Annotated in this window: 15 protein-coding genes; 4 read left to right on the top strand and 11 right to left on the bottom strand. The window is 60.5% G+C overall.

Annotated elements, in window-relative coordinates:
• Positions 1 to 97: 97 nt before the first annotated feature.
• Positions 98 to 1,387 (bottom strand): PepSY-associated TM helix domain-containing protein, encoded by a 1,290-nt coding sequence (locus HMPREF3155_RS11375; protein WP_246817732.1) that lies wholly within the window; start codon positions 1,385 to 1,387, stop codon positions 98 to 100.
• Positions 1,388 to 1,635: 248 nt separating this feature from the next.
• Entirely contained in the window at positions 1,636 to 2,469 is an 834-nt protein-coding gene (locus tag HMPREF3155_RS11370) for an alpha/beta hydrolase (RefSeq protein ID WP_070433366.1), read from the bottom strand.
• A gap of 30 nt (positions 2,470 to 2,499) precedes the next feature.
• Between HMPREF3155_RS11370 and HMPREF3155_RS11365 the strand changes: the two genes are divergently transcribed.
• Positions 2,500 to 3,006 carry a CG0192 family protein gene (locus HMPREF3155_RS11365; protein WP_141744821.1) on the top strand — a complete coding sequence of 169 codons (507 nt, stop codon included), beginning with the start codon at positions 2,500 to 2,502 and terminating at the stop codon, positions 3,004 to 3,006.
• Here the strand turns inward: HMPREF3155_RS11365 and HMPREF3155_RS11360 are convergent.
• Positions 2,993 to 4,930: a M13 family metallopeptidase gene (locus HMPREF3155_RS11360; RefSeq protein ID WP_070433364.1), complete on the bottom strand. Its 1,938-nt coding sequence runs from the start codon at positions 4,928 to 4,930 to the stop codon at positions 2,993 to 2,995. The genes HMPREF3155_RS11365 and HMPREF3155_RS11360 overlap by 14 nt on opposite strands.
• 42 nt (positions 4,931 to 4,972) lie before the next feature.
• On the opposite strand from HMPREF3155_RS11360, the gene HMPREF3155_RS11355 reads away from it, so the two are divergent.
• Entirely contained in the window at positions 4,973 to 5,548 is a 576-nt protein-coding gene (locus HMPREF3155_RS11355) for a hypothetical protein (RefSeq protein WP_070433363.1), read from the top strand.
• Positions 5,545 to 6,474 (top strand): PrsW family intramembrane metalloprotease, encoded by a 930-nt coding sequence (locus tag HMPREF3155_RS11350; protein WP_061919976.1) that lies wholly within the window; start codon positions 5,545 to 5,547, stop codon positions 6,472 to 6,474. Before HMPREF3155_RS11355 ends, HMPREF3155_RS11350 begins: the two co-directional genes overlap by 4 nt.
• On the opposite strand, the gene HMPREF3155_RS11345 is transcribed toward HMPREF3155_RS11350, so the two are convergent.
• From HMPREF3155_RS11345 to betA, 8 genes are all read right to left on the bottom strand, one after another.
• Positions 6,398 to 6,694, bottom strand: coding sequence for an MGMT family protein (locus HMPREF3155_RS11345; RefSeq protein WP_070433362.1), 297 nt, complete (start codon positions 6,692 to 6,694; stop codon positions 6,398 to 6,400). The genes HMPREF3155_RS11350 and HMPREF3155_RS11345 overlap by 77 nt on opposite strands.
• Positions 6,695 to 7,489 carry a VOC family protein gene (locus HMPREF3155_RS11340; RefSeq protein ID WP_070433361.1) on the bottom strand — a complete coding sequence of 265 codons (795 nt, stop codon included), beginning with the start codon at positions 7,487 to 7,489 and terminating at the stop codon, positions 6,695 to 6,697. It abuts the gene before it with no gap.
• Positions 7,489 to 7,776 carry an RNA-binding S4 domain-containing protein gene (locus HMPREF3155_RS11335; RefSeq protein WP_061919972.1) on the bottom strand — a complete coding sequence of 96 codons (288 nt, stop codon included), beginning with the start codon at positions 7,774 to 7,776 and terminating at the stop codon, positions 7,489 to 7,491. Before HMPREF3155_RS11335 ends, HMPREF3155_RS11340 begins: the two co-directional genes overlap by 1 nt.
• 10 nt (positions 7,777 to 7,786) lie before the next feature.
• Positions 7,787 to 8,614: a CE1 family esterase gene (locus HMPREF3155_RS11330; protein ID WP_083281316.1), complete on the bottom strand. Its 828-nt coding sequence runs from the start codon at positions 8,612 to 8,614 to the stop codon at positions 7,787 to 7,789.
• 100 nt (positions 8,615 to 8,714) lie between these two features.
• Complete coding sequence (locus HMPREF3155_RS11325; RefSeq protein ID WP_062036309.1) at positions 8,715 to 9,041, bottom strand: YbjQ family protein; 327 nt, start codon at positions 9,039 to 9,041, stop codon at positions 8,715 to 8,717.
• 10 nt (positions 9,042 to 9,051) lie between these two features.
• Positions 9,052 to 9,405, bottom strand: a complete 354-nt coding sequence (locus HMPREF3155_RS11320) for a DUF2218 domain-containing protein (protein ID WP_070433359.1) — start codon at positions 9,403 to 9,405, stop codon at positions 9,052 to 9,054.
• A gap of 25 nt (positions 9,406 to 9,430) precedes the next feature.
• A complete protein-coding gene (locus HMPREF3155_RS11315) occupies positions 9,431 to 10,141 on the bottom strand; it encodes a LysE family translocator (protein WP_070433358.1) in 711 nt (236 codons plus the stop codon).
• A 21-nt stretch (positions 10,142 to 10,162) separates the two neighbouring features.
• A complete protein-coding gene (gene betA, locus HMPREF3155_RS11310) occupies positions 10,163 to 11,938 on the bottom strand; it encodes a choline dehydrogenase (protein ID WP_061919960.1) in 1,776 nt (591 codons plus the stop codon).
• A 333-nt stretch (positions 11,939 to 12,271) separates the two neighbouring features.
• Between betA and betT the strand changes: the two genes are divergently transcribed.
• The gene (gene betT / locus HMPREF3155_RS11305) at positions 12,272 to 14,521 is read left to right on the top strand and encodes a choline BCCT transporter BetT (RefSeq protein WP_061919957.1); all 2,250 of its coding nucleotides are present in this window, start codon (positions 12,272 to 12,274) and stop codon (positions 14,519 to 14,521) included.
• Positions 14,522 to 14,524: the final 3 nt, after the last annotated feature.

The following is a 14,524-nucleotide window of genomic DNA, read 5'->3' as shown; positions in this document are numbered from 1 at the left end:
CCAGCGTGAAAAAGCACCCAGCGAGAAGTAGGACCCAGCGAGTACGAGAGAGGGAGGACCAGGTGGTCCTCCCTCTCGTTACTTTATGGCAATCGTCCTAGACAGGTTGCTTGATGCTTTCCCCTTCTTGGGTTTCGCGTGGCTCGGTCTGTTTCGCCTTCTTAGCGCGCTGCACTGCCCAATCCACAAGGAAGAACAGCACCAGGGATGCGCCGAAGAGCGGAGCGATGATGGAATACAGCACCGCGCCCACGACCAGCGCTGGCGAGAGCTTCAGGTGCTGGAGCGAGCGCTTCGGGCGACTAAACCACATCCACAGGCCCATGACGCTGACCGCCAACAGGCCTAGCGCGAGAAGCGCGAGCGCAACCTGGTTGTAGATTCCGAACAAGGTGCCCATATGCAGCTGGATGAGCCATGGGACCGCCTTGGCCATGAGCGGCCAGTCCTTAAAGTCCACGCGGTCCACCACTTCGCCAGTGTGCGGGTCGACAGCGATTGCATCGTAGCTCAGCTTGTAGTCTTGGCGTGCCTCAGTGACGGTCCACGCTGGCGTCTCCGCGGAAGGCGGCGTCATGTCGAGGATGCCGGTCAACCCTGCCGAACGCGCGGCCGCCAACGCGTCTGCGCCGCCCATCACGTTCATGTCCCCCGTCATGTCCATATGGTGATGCTCGGCATGCGGGTCCGCGGCGGCAGTTGCTGCGGGCTTGGGCTGCATCCAGTCCATCTTCTCGCGCAGGGTAGAGATGTTTTCACCAGCAACCAAGGACCAGGTCAGGCCAGTGATGGTGAGGAACACGAAGCCGGGCAACAGCCACGCGCCGATCTTGGAGTGCAGGGTGAGCATCTTGCCCGCTTTCCGACGCCGCTTGAACCACAGGTAGATGCCCATGATCGCCAGTGCGCCCAGCCATGAGGCGGCGAGCTCGGAGTAGATGCGGCCGGCGTCGCCAAGCCAGAGGCGGCGGTGCCCCTCGGAGAGCCAGCTGCGCAACGGCAATGCGCGAGAGGAGCCATACTGCACGAGGTCACCCTTGATTTCGAGCGTGGCGGGGTCCACGAACACTGCGTGGGCGTAGCTGGAGGATTTCAGTGCGTCATCCGCGAAGAGCACGCGGGTGTTCTTCTCGCTGTCGTCGAAGGCCTGCACCTTGCTTACTGCGAGATCCGGATAGACCTTCTGGGCTGCTGCGATCTGCTCGTCGAGGCTGTGTGCTTCACCGCTTCCTGACGCCGCGATCTCATTCTTGTACACCACCGACTCGATGCTGGGGGCCAAGGCGTAGAAGAACCCGCTCAGCGCTGCAACGATGAGGAACGGCGCTATGAGAACACCGGCTGTCTTGTGTAAGCGCGACATCGCACCATGATTGGAAATACTCATGGGTGAATAGTCGCGACGCTATTAGCAATAGTTCCCGATAAAGTTTTCTTGTGATCCTTTCGAATCGCGGGAACTTTTGCCGGCAGTGGTCAGGTTGCCCTCAATTCGGTTTGGTTTCCCTGGTTGGGTCCCCCTCTAATGGTCCCTTTACGAGTAGCGAAGCCGTGCGGGATGCCCCATTGGGTAGCTTTACCCCCAAGGGGATCCAACCAATGGGACCAAACCGCTAAACGCTAAAACCAGGCGGCTTAGACGGAGCGCAGGAAGTCCGCGGTGTCCATGATGCGCTGGCGGGCCACTGCCGGAGTTGAGATGCGGTGAGTGGAGACGTAATCGGCGGTCTCGGCGGCAGGGATGGTGACTCGCTCGGCGATTTCGTCTTGCACCGCAGTCTGGACGAGTGTGCGCGGGTACTCGTTTGGCAGCTCGTAGCCGGCGCGCAGCTCCTCGGGGAGATTGGAAAGCGCAGCGAAGTCAGGGAAAGTAAGGATGAGCGCATCGGCAGGTACGAGTGCAGCCAAGGCGCCGCCCGAGGAGTAGCCCCACACGGTCACGGAAGCCGCACCTTGTTCGCAGGCATAAGCGATGGCCTTGTTGACGGATTCCACCATGTCCGCCACGGTGTGCTCAGGCGCTAGCGGGTAATCTACGTCGATGATGGTGGTGCCGGACAACTGTGCTGCGGCGGCGACTTCGGGGCGCCACTGCATCTCCAGCGCGTTGCCGTCACCGCGCCACCAGCCGCCGGAGTGGAGGGAAACTGCCCACTTGCCATTCGGCGCAGTGGGCTCGAAGATGGCGCCAACCTCATGGTCACGCTGCGTGATTCCATCAGTGAACTTGGTGCCCGGCAGCGCGTGGTCAACCGCCGTGCCCAAGACCATCATGGAAGCCTGCGTGATGCGATCCGGCAAAAGCGCGCAGTAGCGGTCAGCATCCGGCGAGCCGCCGCCAGCCCACGGCGGACGGAAATCCGGCAGTGGGTAGTGGACCTGCATGTAGGAATAGAGCTGTTCCAGCTGCTCTTCCTCGCTCAACTGGCGGTCCTGGCCACCAATCTGCCACTGCTCAATCGAAGTCATGCATTCGAGGTTACCGCTACCATGGCTGCCATGACGAAGGTAGCCAAACTCCACCCCACCGCCGAACTATCCCCCACTAAAGCCGAAATCGCAGCTAAGTACGCCCACATCGACGAGATCATTGGAAGCTACCGCGCAGTAGATCCTGATGACGAAGTTGGCATCGAGGTCCTCCTCGGCCACGATTACGCCGGCAACATCGTCCAATTCCCCGTCACCTACCGCGCCGCCGACAATGCCACCGACAAACCACTGTGCGCCATGGACCACTCCGTGCTCGGAAAGCGCTCGGTAGCCCGCGCCAAAGACGACCCAGTCGCCATCACGCAATGGGTCCATCTTGTACAAAACGAGGAAACCTCCGCCGCATACTCCACCGGCCCACAGCGCTTCCACGCCTATGGCACCGGCGGACTACCTGGCGAAATCGAGTTCTTGCCCACCCTTACCGTCACCCCACCGGAGGCTGGGCAACTACGAGTAGTCGACTCCGAGACCGGAACCGACTACCTCGCGGCGCGTCTTACCAGATTGTGACGCGGTCTTCCTCGGCCAGGTAGAACGGAGAATCCTTCTCTACCTCGAAGGCCTCGTAGAACTCCGCCACATTCGCCGCGATGAGGTTGCAACGGAACTCCGCCGGGGAGTGCGGATCGATGGCCAAGTACTGGGTGGCCATCTCCGGGCGGATTGCGGTGCGCCAAACACGCGCCCAGGACAGGAAGAGGCGCTGCAGGCCGTTGTACTCGGCGTCGTAAAGCGCAGGAGATGCGTCCTCTACCTCGAAAGGGGCCACCTGGCCGGCGACGTCGAGGCCGTTGTCCGCGCAGTAGTTCTTGTAAGCCACCACTGCGATGCCCAGTCCGCCCAGGTCACCGATGTTCTCACCCAGGGTGAAGCTGCCATTGACGCCCGCGGAATCAGTGCCTTCCAGAACGGAAGGCACGCGGCCGTTGAACTGCTCCACCAACTTCGCGGTGAGCTTTTCAAATGCCGTGCGGTCCTCTTCGGTCCACCAGGAGTTCAGGTTGCCCTGGCCATCGTACTGCGAGCCCTGGTCATCGAAACCGTGGCCGATCTCGTGGCCGATGACCGCGCCGATTGCGCCGAAGTTCTCTGCAACGTCGCCGCCTTCAGCAGAAGGCACGAAGAACGGCGCGCGCAGGATGGCGGCCGGGAAGGTGATGTCATTGACCACCGGGTTGTAGAAAGCGTTGACCGTCTGCGGAGTGGAGAACCATTCGTCACGGTCCGCCGGCTTGCCAATTTTGCGCAGCTCGAAGTCGTGTGCCCACGCGTTGCCAGCGCGCACGTTCGCAATCAGGTCCTTGCCCGACGCACTGAAGGAAAGATCGGAGTAGTCGCGCCACTTATCCGGGTAGCCAATCTTGGCCTTGAACTGGGCAAGCTTCTCCAAGGCACGCCCGCGGGTAGCGGGCGTCATCCACTCGAGCTGGGAGATGCGCTCGCGGTAAGCTGCGGTTAAGTAATCAACCAGGGTGTCCATCTCCGCTTTAGATGCCGGCGGGAAGTGCTGGTCCACAAAGACCTTGCCAATCTCCTGGCCCACCAGGGACTCCGCTAGGCCCACGGCACGCTTCCAGCGGTCACGCTGAGTGGTAGCACCTGAAAGGCGGGTGCCGTAGAACTCGAAGTTCTTCGCGCCGACTTCCTCCGGCAGGTACGGCGCGCGGGAAAGCAGGATGTGCCAGGTGGCCCACAGCTGCCAATCTGCCATGCGGTCCGCGGTGAAAAGCGTCTCGAAGTGCTCGAGGTAGGAAGGCATCATATTCACAACACGCTGTGCTTCCAGGCCGCCACCTGAAAGGATGGCGCGTGCCAACTCCGGCAGCTCCTCGAAAGGCATCGGGTTATAAGTCTTAACGGCATCGCGCGTGGAAACGACATCCCAATGACCGGCAGCCAGCTCCTTTTCCAAACCCACGATGCGCGTGGCGGCAACGTCGGCGCCCAAGCCGAACAGGCGGGCAGGATCCAGGAAGCCCAGCATCTGCGCCACGTGCTTTTCATATGCAGCCAGCGTCTCCGCATGCGCTTCCTCGCGGTAATAAGCCTCGTCCGGCAGGCCCAGGCCAGACTGGATGACGTAGGCCACGGCTTCCTCGGAGCCGGAATCCTTTTCCACCCAGAAGGTCACCGGGGCGCCGACTCCCTCGCGCTCGAGTTCGCCGAGGCGCTGCGCCAGCTCTTGAGGGTCGGCTGCGGTGAGGTGGTCGAGGTCGGCGTCGATTGGCGCCATGCCTGCACCATTAACGCCCTCGGTATCAAGGTGCGATGCGTAGAGCGCTCCTGGGCGCCCAGTGTCATTTTTAGCAATCTCGTGCACGAGCTCTTCCGCCTCGTCACGCAGGTTGTGGAAGGTGCCATCAACGCCACGATCATCGGGGATGACGTGGGATTGTAGCCAAGGTCCGTTGACAAATTGGTAGAGATCTTTCATGCCAGCCACTCTAGGCGAATCAATCCGGTTAAGGTGTGGACTATGCCAACTTATCGGTTCCCACCATCACAACTCCGCGGATATTTTCTCGCGGTCGTTAGCTTCGTGCTGGTAGTGCTCGTCATCCCCACGCTTATCGCAGCAACGGTGACCCCGCCCGAGCCGAAGACCGAGGAGGTGGTGCTTGATTCTGCGACAACAGGTTTCAGCGAGGATGAAACCTGGACCATTGAGGTCCCGGGTCTGCGTTGCACGCCTAATTCGGAGACCATGGCGAACCAAGCCTGGGACTGCGGTGCGACGCTCGTGCAGGTGGTCAGCACTGAGGGCCTCGACGGTGTCGACGAAGAGGTGGCGATGCATCGCGCCGTCCGCGGCTATGCTTACGGCGAAGTTTCCACGGCAAAGATCCACAGGGAGGGCGATGCACTCGCGCTTTACGACGCCCCCGCCGACGCAATCGTCCTCTCCCGCGACGAAGAGGGCGACTTTACCGACTTTGACTACATCGTGGTGCTCACCGGCGGCGATTTCACCCACGCCGCGGAACTCATCTGGCAGGCCTTTGGGCACCGCGAGCTGCCGGTGAAAGCGGAGACGGGAGTAGTGGCATCATGAGCAAACTCTTCCGCAACTCGCTGTGGGTACTACTGGCTCTGGGCATGGTGAGCATCATGGCTAACCTAATCAGCTACCTGCTGATTACTCCTGCTTTGGTGGTACCCAGCGTGCTCATCGGCGGCGCCTACGTGGCCCTCGTCCTCTTTTTGCTTCGCCTAAGCCCCATGTTCCCGGCGCGCGGATGGGTCTGGGCGGCGCTCCTGTGGGGTGGCGGCACCGCGGTGGGCATGGCTTTGCTCTCCTCTACTCCGCTGATGACGCTGGCGTCATCCTTCGGGTGGCAGGCCGCCACGATGTCGTGGGCGGGTGCCTACCCAGAGGAGATTTCCAAGGCCACCGGAGTCTTCTTCATTCTTTTGTCATTCCGTCAGCTCAACCGGCCGTGGCACGGCTGGGTCGTGGGCGCCACCGTGGGCTTAGGCTTTGAGACCCTCGAGAACGTGTTGTACAGCGTCGTCGGCGGCACGATGCACCCGCTTTCTGACTGGACCGGAATGTTTCAGATGTGGGGCGTGCGCCTCATCGCGGGTCCGGCGCTACACATCTTGTTCACCGCGCTGGCGGGTTGGGGAATAGGCTGGGCGCTGTTCAGCGCGAACAAGACAGTGTGGTGGCGCCTGGGCTCCATCTTTGGCTTCCTTTTGCTAGCCTTTGGCCTGCACTTTTGCTGGAACTACCTGCCGGAGAACACCACGCTGATGCCGGTTCAATACGTGCTGGTGGGGCTGGTGCTCTACCCACTGAACATCTACCTGGTCTATCGCGGCAACAAGTTCGCGCGGGAGGACACCACATACAGCGTGATGCATGCTGGCACCGCAGCCAGCAAGAGGAAGAACCAAGCTCTCAATCGATCAGCCCTTCCAAGTCGCGGGCATCTAATCCATGGCGGCGCATGTTCACGCGGCCGTCTTTATGAGTAATTCCTTCGGCTTCCCAGCGTGGGATTGAGCGCTCAGGCGCGTGCGAGGTGCCGTCGGCGCGCACCACGCGCCACCACGGCACGGACTCGGCTTTCTTCATGACCCAGCCGACGTAGCGAGCACCCACGCCCGCTACCTTGCCCACTTCCCCGTAGGTAGAGACGTTGCCGGCCGGAATGCGCCGAACGACCTCCGCTACTTCCTCTACCCTGTTTTTCATCTAAAAGTCGAGGTTGAGCACGTCATCTGACTCGCGCGGCTCTTCCTCCGGCGCGTCCTCGACCTCGGCCAGAGTGACCGTAGCGCCGGTGGAATCAGCCAGCAGGCACAGGCGCCCGAAAGGCGAATCCCACGGCTCGCGGATTACCTCACCGCCAAGCTCTACTGCCTTGGCAGCAGCCGCCTCGAGATCACGCACGCCGAGGTAGGTCTGCCAGAAGCTTGGCACCTGCGGCGGGAACTGGCCTTCGGCGTTCCAGAAGCCGGCGAAAGGCGCGCCATCTTCCTCCGCTGTGGCATAAGCATCGCCGCCACGGACCTCCCAGTTAAACAGCTCGCCGTAGAAGTCCAAGGCCTGCTGGTAGCTGGTAGTGGCAGTCAGTTCGTGCCAGACCGGCGTGCCCGGTTCGCCGCCGGCCACGAACTGGTCCGCGCCCGCCGGTTGAATGAGGCCAAACATGCCACCTGCGACGTCGACAAGCAGCGCCATATGGCCCAGCTCCACCTGCGTTGCCGGCGCCAACACCCGGCCGCCAAGCTGCTCCGCACGCGCACAATCGCCGTCGATGTCCTTGCTTAAAAAGTAGGTCACCCACGTATCCGGCATGGAAGCCTGCTCTGGCTGCGGAATGAAGCCGGCAATCGGCAGGCCCTGCACGCGGCCCACGCGGTACTCGTTACCGGAATCTACTTCCCAGCCCAGCACCTGCTCGTAGAAGTTCACGGACTTGCGTGGCTCGGAGGTGGTCAGGTCGATCCAGTAGGGCATGCCTACTTCTGCTTCGAAAGCGGGCATTACATGTTCCTCCACTTCTCCGGATCAAAGTCATCGTCTGCGGTGGCTTCGTCAAAGTAGTCATCATCGTCGTCATCTGCGGCGGCCACGCGCGCAGAAGTGCCATCGATACTGACCTCATCCCCTGGGTACAAGGTGGCGCCGCGCTGGGTCACCACTTCCCCATTGACCTGGACCTCGCCTTGCGCGATGAGCTCCTTTGCTTCACCGCCGGTACCCACGAGGGAGGCCAGCTTGATGAACTGGCCGAGCTTAATGGAATCGCCCTTGATTGAGACTTCTAACATGCGGCATAGCTTACCGAGAAGGCACCTTGCCGGGATACTCAACCTTGAAGAAGTCCAAAATGGAGTTGGTTGCCCAATCGTGCGGGACAAGCCCGCTGCGATCCGTTACGCCACCGTTCCAGGTGTGCGTGCCGCCCTTAATCTTGTAACTCACGGTAGGAATAGCGCACGATCCCCACGTAAAGCGGGTGACTGCGTCTTCCCGGTGCTCGGCGGGGAAAGGATCGCAGGCATTGTCCTCGGCGATTTCCGCCATGGTCTCCTCCACACCGCGGTAGTGGCCACCGTGGGCGGTGCCGCCTCCGTAATTAATAACGACGTCGGCAGTGCCGTGCACCGCAAAATAAGGGGTGGGCTTTCCTTCACAGTTTTCATCCACGGCATCGTAGTTCGCCGCGGAAACCGTGGCGGCGCCGTCCAACTGCCGGTTGCAGGCTAGGGCGCGCACGAAACCGCCGCCATTGGAAAAGCCTGCGGCAAAGACGCGGCCATCGGTGTTGTAATTCTGTTTAACCCAGGCCAAGGTGTCATCGACCAAAGCGAAGTCTTCCCCCAAGGAAGTCTGCGCATAAGGTGCAGGCGCCCAAGCCTCCCCAATACCCGCCGGAAAAAGCGTGATGGCGTTGGCCTCATAGAGCTCAGTGCCCTGGAAGATGGTCGCGGGATCGCTGTTATATCCATGAAAGACCATGACCACCGGCGCGGGCTGCGCTGCGTCATAGTTATCGGGTACGTGCGCGATGAAGCTTCTGCCGCTGGGCAGCTCGATGGTGCGATAGTGGCCGGTCTGCGTTGCGCCCTGGGAAGGAAGCTCGGCCTTTTCCGAGGCCGTTGCCATGTCCGTAGGATAATCATAAGGGCCGTGCCCCGGCTCATCGACGTGCGAGCACGCGCTCAAGCCTAGGCACAGCGCTATTAAAAGATACTTGCGCACCTATCTAGAGAGCGCGCAGCTTTACTGCTGTGCCGGTGGCGGTGACCATCAGCATGTCGTTGGCCTGGCCCATAGGCGAGTAATCAAAGCTAATGCCCACGACGGCGTCGGCGCCCAGCTCCTGGCCGCGGTTCCACAGCTCGTTAAGGGCAGCCTCGCGGGCCTTGACTGCCTCTTCCTCATAGCCAGCGGAGCGGCCGCCAGTGAAGCTGCGGAAGGAGGCGCCTAAGTCCTTGAGGAAGTTAATACCGGTCACCGTCTCACCCGCAATGACGCGAATGTACTCGGTGATTTCGTGACCATCAACGTTGTTGGTAGTGGTGAAAATCATGAGCCCTAGACTACCTGCGTTCTGGGGGAAGATCAGCGACGCCGAAGTGCACGCCCGGTGTGCCGTCGGCGCGGGTGAACTCGACCTTCAAGTCGTCTTTCTTGCCAAAGCCCACGAGGTGGCGGGCCACAACGTGCTCGACGGACTCGATGCTTTCTGGGTCTGCTTCGATGTTGAGGAGGAGGATGTTGGGCTCAACAGAAAGGTCGAGGGTACCGCGGGTGTTTTCGCGCTCGAAGACGCAGCGGCCGGTTTCGGTTTCTGGATCCCAGTGGGCGTCAATCTTGGCAGAGAAATGCGATGCCAGCTGCTTGCCATAGCGTGTCGGGCGATCGGTTGAAACGCGTGCGGTGGAATTGCTCATGTCGGTCACTGTACGCGATTTAGGATTACCTAACTAGCGTGAGGATTCCCTCATAAATCATCACGCAGCCCAAGGCGCCGAAGATGAGTCCCGAGCCGATATCGAGATGGGCCGAATACTTCGTGAGGAAACGCGCCGCCGCGCGGACGATGAGCGCGAAGGTAGAAAACCACGCCACGGAGACCACAGTCAGGATGATGGCGATGAACACGGTCCATTCAAGCCCCATGTCAGGGCGAATGAACTGGGCAAAGACGGCACCAAAGAAGACAAGCGCCTTCGGGTTGGAAAGGTTGGTGAGCATGCCCAGCTTGTAGGCGCGGCCAGCGGTGATGTCCTCGACGTCGCCAGTGCTCACTGCCTGCTCGATGTGCTCCTCATCGAAGCTTCCCGCGCTTTCCGCTGAGTCCTGTGAAGTACTGCGGGCAGAGTTAAGGGCAGAGCGCCGTTGCGTCAGGCCCGAGCGGATAGAGCCATAGGCCATCCAGAGAAGGAAGCCCCCGCCCACCAGCTGCAGCAAACCGAGCAGACTGGGGCGAGCGGCGATAAGAGCAGATAGCCCTGCCAGGGAGGCGGTGAGCCAGACGACGATGCCGGTGCAGATGCCCAGCGCGCACATGATTCCGGCACGCGTGGAGCGCGGGGCGACGCGGATGACCTGCACTACATCAGGGCCGGGAGCGACGATCATCGCCACCCACACTCCTAGCAGCGAAGCTAATGCAGCTAAAGTCATCCGACCCTTCTCTTGGCTCTTCTAGTAAGCACCCTTCACGGCCTGCTTGTGATCGCGCACTGCCTCGCCCGGGGCGTACAGCGGCATGTCCTCGCCGGCCTTGTACCAGGTTACGTCGTTAAGCGGTGCCAAAGGCTTCTTTCCGGCAATCAGATCGGCGGCCTTCTCGCCCACCATCATCGTTGGCGAGTAGATGTTGCCGTTGGTCACGGACGGGAAGACGCCAGCATCAGCGATGTAGAGACCCTCAATGCCCCAGACCTGCATGGTTTCTGGGTCCACAACCGCCATTGGGTCATCCTTGGAACCCATCTTGGTGGTGCACGACGGGTGCAGTGCGGTCTCACCGTCGTTGCGTACCCATTCGAGGATCTCCTCGTCGGTCTGCACGTCAGGGCCTGGGCTGAACTCGCGGGCGCCCACCTCAGCCATGGCTTCGGTGTCCAGCAGAGAACGCGCAACGCGCACTGCCTCGACCCACTCGCGGCGATCCTGGTCGGTCTTCAGGTAGTTGAAGAGAATCTCCGGCTTTTCGTGGATATCGGCGCTCTTGATGCGGACATGGCCCTTGGTATCGGAGAACATCGGGCCAACGTGCCACTGGAAGCCGTGCTTGACGTCGGCCTTCTGGCCGTCGTAGCGCACTGCCATCGGCAGGAAGTGGAACATCAGGTTCGGGTATTCCTCGTTCTCGTTGGAACGAACGAATCCGCCGCCCTCGAAGTGGGAGGTTGCAACCGGGCCCTTCTTGGTGAGAATCCACTGCAGGCCCATGAATGGCCAGCGCCACTTGTCCAGGTAAGGCTGGGAAGAAGCGGTGGACTTGGTGGTCTCGTACTGGATGTAGACCTCGAGGTGGTCCTGCAGGTTCTCGCCGACGCCCGGCAGGTGCTTGACGACGTCGATTCCATGCTTGCGCAGCAACTCCTCGTCACCGACACCGGAGACCTGCAGCAGCTGCGGGGTGTTGATGGCGCCAGCGGAAAGGACGATCTTATCAGCGAATACGCGGTGGACGCCGCCCTTCCACTCGTATTCCACGCCGATGGCCTTCTGACCTTCGAAGAGGACCTTGGTGGTAAACGCGCGGGTACGAACCTCGAGGTTCTCGCGGTCTAGGTTCGGGTGCAGGTATGCACGCGCGGCGGACCAGCGCTTGCCGTGCTTGATGTTGCGGTCGAAAGGAGCAAAGCCTTCCTGGCGGTAACCGTTAACGTCGTTGGTCAGGTGGTAGCCGGCCTGCTGCACGGACTTGAACAGCGCCTGGAAGAGCTCGCTGGTTGCCGGGCCGCGGGAGAGGTAGAGCGGGCCGTCGTGGCCGCGGCGCGGATCGTTATCTTCTGCCGCGGCGGCGGTTTCCATGCGGTTGAAGTATGGCAGGCAGTGCGCGAAGTCCCAGTTTTCCATGCCCGGGTTCTTGGCCCACTTCTCGTAGTCCATCGGGTTACCACGCTGGTAAATCATGCCGTTGACGGAGGAAGAGCCACCGAGCAGCTTGCCGCGTGCGTGGTAGATGCGGCGGCCGTTCATCTCTGGCTCCGGCTCGGATTCGTACATCCAGTCGTAGTTCTTTGCACCAATCGGGAAAGAGAATGCGGAAGGCATGTGGACGAAGAGATCCCAGAGGGAATCGTTGCGTCCGGCCTCAAGGACCAGCACACGAGTGTTCTTGTCTTCGGTCAGGCGTTCGGCGATGACGGAGCCTGCGGAGCCACCGCCAACGACGACTACGTCGCTTACTTCATCGGTGACCTTTTTAGCGGAACGCTTCTTGGTCAGCTTGTCCATAAAACCCATAAATCCCCTTCTTTCTGTGAAATATTTCACACGTCAAGTTTGTCCCACCGGAAGTGAAAATATTGTAATTTATACAAAAGTCTGTATTTATTCACATCGCCTCATGTGCGGGCACCACCTCCAGAGTACACATCCCTCTAGAAGTTTGCCCATCTTAATGTATATTTACCTTGTCCGGATGGATGTCTCTGGAGATGAAATCCGAAGTCTTTACACATAGGTTGCCCGAATATGATTCATTTCACTCACCTTTCTCTCCCTGCGATCTTGTGAGCATTTTGAGGCACCCGTGCGAAAGATTCGGCCCAAACCAACCAACATTAGGAGAAGTAGATGGCTAACTTTGACCCTCACGATCCTGAGGAGTCTCACACTTCAAGTAAAGCCCCCCAAGAAGGGGGTAAAAACACCTCTCTCGCAACCCCCTCTGGAGAGCCCAAGAAGCGCAGCCCACGCTACCAAGTTCGTGCCCTCGTCGGCAGCTACAAGGCTGAAACCGGCGATGCCGTAGGCGCGGATCAGGTCCCTGCTCCCAAGACAAACTGGCCGGTATTTATCATCTCCGGCGTCCTCATTATTGCCATGGCGCTCTATGCCGGGCTCGGCCGCGATTCCGCGGCGGAAACCCTCGCCAGCGTCACCGGCTGGATCGGCCACAACCTCGGCTGGTTCTATGTCCTCACCGCCACCATCGCCGTGGTCTTCGTGCTCTATATTGCCTTTTCCAATGCCGGCAATATCCGCCTCGGCCCGGACCACTCGCGGCCGAAATTCAACACCTTCTCCTGGGCTTCCATGCTCTTTGCCGCCGGCATCGGCGTGGACCTCATGTTCTTCGCCGTCGCAGAACCCGTGACCATGTACGTCACCCCACCGGTCGGGGAAGGCGAAAACATGGAGGCCGCCAAGGAGGCCGTGGTGTGGGCGATGTTCCACTACGGCATCACCGGTTGGGCGCTTTATGCGCTGATGGGCATGGCCTTCGGTTACTTCGCCTACCGCCTCAACATGCCACTGGCTATCCGCTCTGCGCTGTATCCGCTCATCGGCAAGCGCGTACACGGCCCAGTTGGTGATGCAGTCGATATCGCTGCCATGCTGGGCACCGTCTTCGGTGTGACCGCCTCCCTGGGCATCGGTGTGGTGCAGCTGTCCTACGGCTTCCACCTCATCTTCGGCATCGAGCAGGGCCTTGGCCTGCAGTCCGCTCTCATCATTATTGCGGTGGCCATTGCCACACTGTCGGCTGTATCCGGTGTGGATAAGGGCATTCGCTTCCTCTCCGAGCTGAACGTCTATTTGGCCATCGCGCTGATGGTCTACGTCGTGGTCTTTGGCAAGACCGCCTACCTCTTCGATGCCATCGTGACCAATATCGGTGACTACGTCTCGAAGTTCCCATCTTGGACCATGGAGACCTTCGCCTTCGCCGAAGACCAAGCCAACGTAGATACTTGGATGCAGTCCTGGACCCTCTTCTTCTGGGCATGGTGGATTGCCTGGGCTACCTTCGTCGGCCTGTTCCTCGCCCGTATTTCCCGCGGCCGCACCCTGCGGCAGTTCATCTTCGGCGTGCTGACCTTCCCCTTCCTGTTCATCCTGATGTGGATGTCCTTCTTCGGCAACACCGCTTTGGACATGGTTCGTTCCGGCGAATACCCCGACTTTGCCGAAGCCGCAATCAATACACCGGAGCAAGGCTTCTACGACATGCTGGCCGAGTTCCCCGGCGCATCCATCGTCATCTTCTTGACCACGTTCATCGGTCTGCTGCTCTACATCACCTCAGCCGACTCTGGTGCGCTGGTGATGTCCAACTTCACCTCGAAGATTACGGATAGCCGCCAGGACGGCCCGAAGTGGATGCGCATCTTCTGGTCCGTCACCGTGGGCGCACTAACCCTGGCGCTTTTGCAGATCGATGGCATCACCACAGTCCAGTCCGCCACCGTGGTCATGGGCCTGCCTTTCGCCTTCGTGGTCTACCTCATTATGTTCTCCCTGTGGAAGTCCCTGCGCCTAGAAAACGTGCAGCGCGAGGCCCGCACCACCGCTATGCACGGAGTGATTTCCTCCCGTACCGAGCGCGAACCGGCCAATGCCGACCTCTGGAAGAACCGCCTCGACCGGGCCAATACCTTCCCTTCCAAGCAGGAGATGGATACCTACCTGCGCGAAACCGCTACCTACGCCCTCCAGCAGGTGGCAACGCACATGCGTACCCGCGGCTACGACGCCATCTTGCTCACCAGTGAGCTTCCCGACGTCGAACTGCCCCAACTCGACCTAGAAGTAAAGCTGCACAATGAGCGCATGTTCCGCTACCAGCTTTTCCCGGTAGCGGCCGAGCGCCCCGATTTCAGCGCAGGCGAAGGCGACGAGTACTACCGCCTCGAGGTCTACGATATGACCGGTTCGCTGGGCTATGACGTCTACGGCTATTCCGAGAACCAAATCATCAATAACGTGCTGGACCTCTACGAGCGCCACCTGGCCTTCCTCTACATGCAGCAGACCCAGCCGGGTGACTCCGATGTCTCTGATGGCGCCGAGCCTGAGCGCACCTGGCGCGAAGATAGCTAAGCT

The sequence above is a fragment of the Corynebacterium sp. HMSC06D04 genome (assembly GCF_001807315.1).
GTDB lineage: Bacteria > Actinomycetota > Actinomycetes > Mycobacteriales > Mycobacteriaceae > Corynebacterium > Corynebacterium simulans.
The sequence above is the reverse complement of the archived record's forward strand: the minus strand, read 5'-3'. Positions and strand labels throughout refer to the sequence as shown.

Excerpts from the sequence above, each read along its gene's own strand:
- betT (WP_061919957.1), top strand. The coding sequence starts at position 12,272 with ATGGCTAACTTTGACCCTCACGATCCTGAGGAGTCTCACACTTCAAGT.
- HMPREF3155_RS11325 (WP_062036309.1), bottom strand. The coding sequence starts at position 9,041 with ATGATTTTCACCACTACCAACAACGTTGATGGTCACGAAATCACCGAG.
- HMPREF3155_RS11345 (WP_070433362.1), bottom strand. The coding sequence starts at position 6,694 with ATGAAAAACAGGGTAGAGGAAGTAGCGGAGGTCGTTCGGCGCATTCCG.
- HMPREF3155_RS11320 (WP_070433359.1), bottom strand. The coding sequence starts at position 9,405 with ATGAGCAATTCCACCGCACGCGTTTCAACCGATCGCCCGACACGCTAT.
- betA (WP_061919960.1), bottom strand. The coding sequence starts at position 11,938 with ATGGGTTTTATGGACAAGCTGACCAAGAAGCGTTCCGCTAAAAAGGTC.
- HMPREF3155_RS11360 (WP_070433364.1), bottom strand. The coding sequence starts at position 4,930 with ATGAAAGATCTCTACCAATTTGTCAACGGACCTTGGCTACAATCCCAC.
- HMPREF3155_RS11335 (WP_061919972.1), bottom strand. The coding sequence starts at position 7,776 with ATGTTAGAAGTCTCAATCAAGGGCGATTCCATTAAGCTCGGCCAGTTC.
- HMPREF3155_RS11315 (WP_070433358.1), bottom strand. The coding sequence starts at position 10,141 with ATGACTTTAGCTGCATTAGCTTCGCTGCTAGGAGTGTGGGTGGCGATG.
- HMPREF3155_RS11355 (WP_070433363.1), top strand. The coding sequence starts at position 4,973 with ATGCCAACTTATCGGTTCCCACCATCACAACTCCGCGGATATTTTCTC.
- HMPREF3155_RS11350 (WP_061919976.1), top strand. The coding sequence starts at position 5,545 with ATGAGCAAACTCTTCCGCAACTCGCTGTGGGTACTACTGGCTCTGGGC.
- HMPREF3155_RS11375 (WP_246817732.1), bottom strand. The coding sequence starts at position 1,387 with ATGAGTATTTCCAATCATGGTGCGATGTCGCGCTTACACAAGACAGCC.
- HMPREF3155_RS11340 (WP_070433361.1), bottom strand. The coding sequence starts at position 7,489 with ATGCCCGCTTTCGAAGCAGAAGTAGGCATGCCCTACTGGATCGACCTG.
- HMPREF3155_RS11365 (WP_141744821.1), top strand. The coding sequence starts at position 2,500 with ATGACGAAGGTAGCCAAACTCCACCCCACCGCCGAACTATCCCCCACT.
- HMPREF3155_RS11330 (WP_083281316.1), bottom strand. The coding sequence starts at position 8,614 with ATGGCAACGGCCTCGGAAAAGGCCGAGCTTCCTTCCCAGGGCGCAACG.
- HMPREF3155_RS11370 (WP_070433366.1), bottom strand. The coding sequence starts at position 2,469 with ATGACTTCGATTGAGCAGTGGCAGATTGGTGGCCAGGACCGCCAGTTG.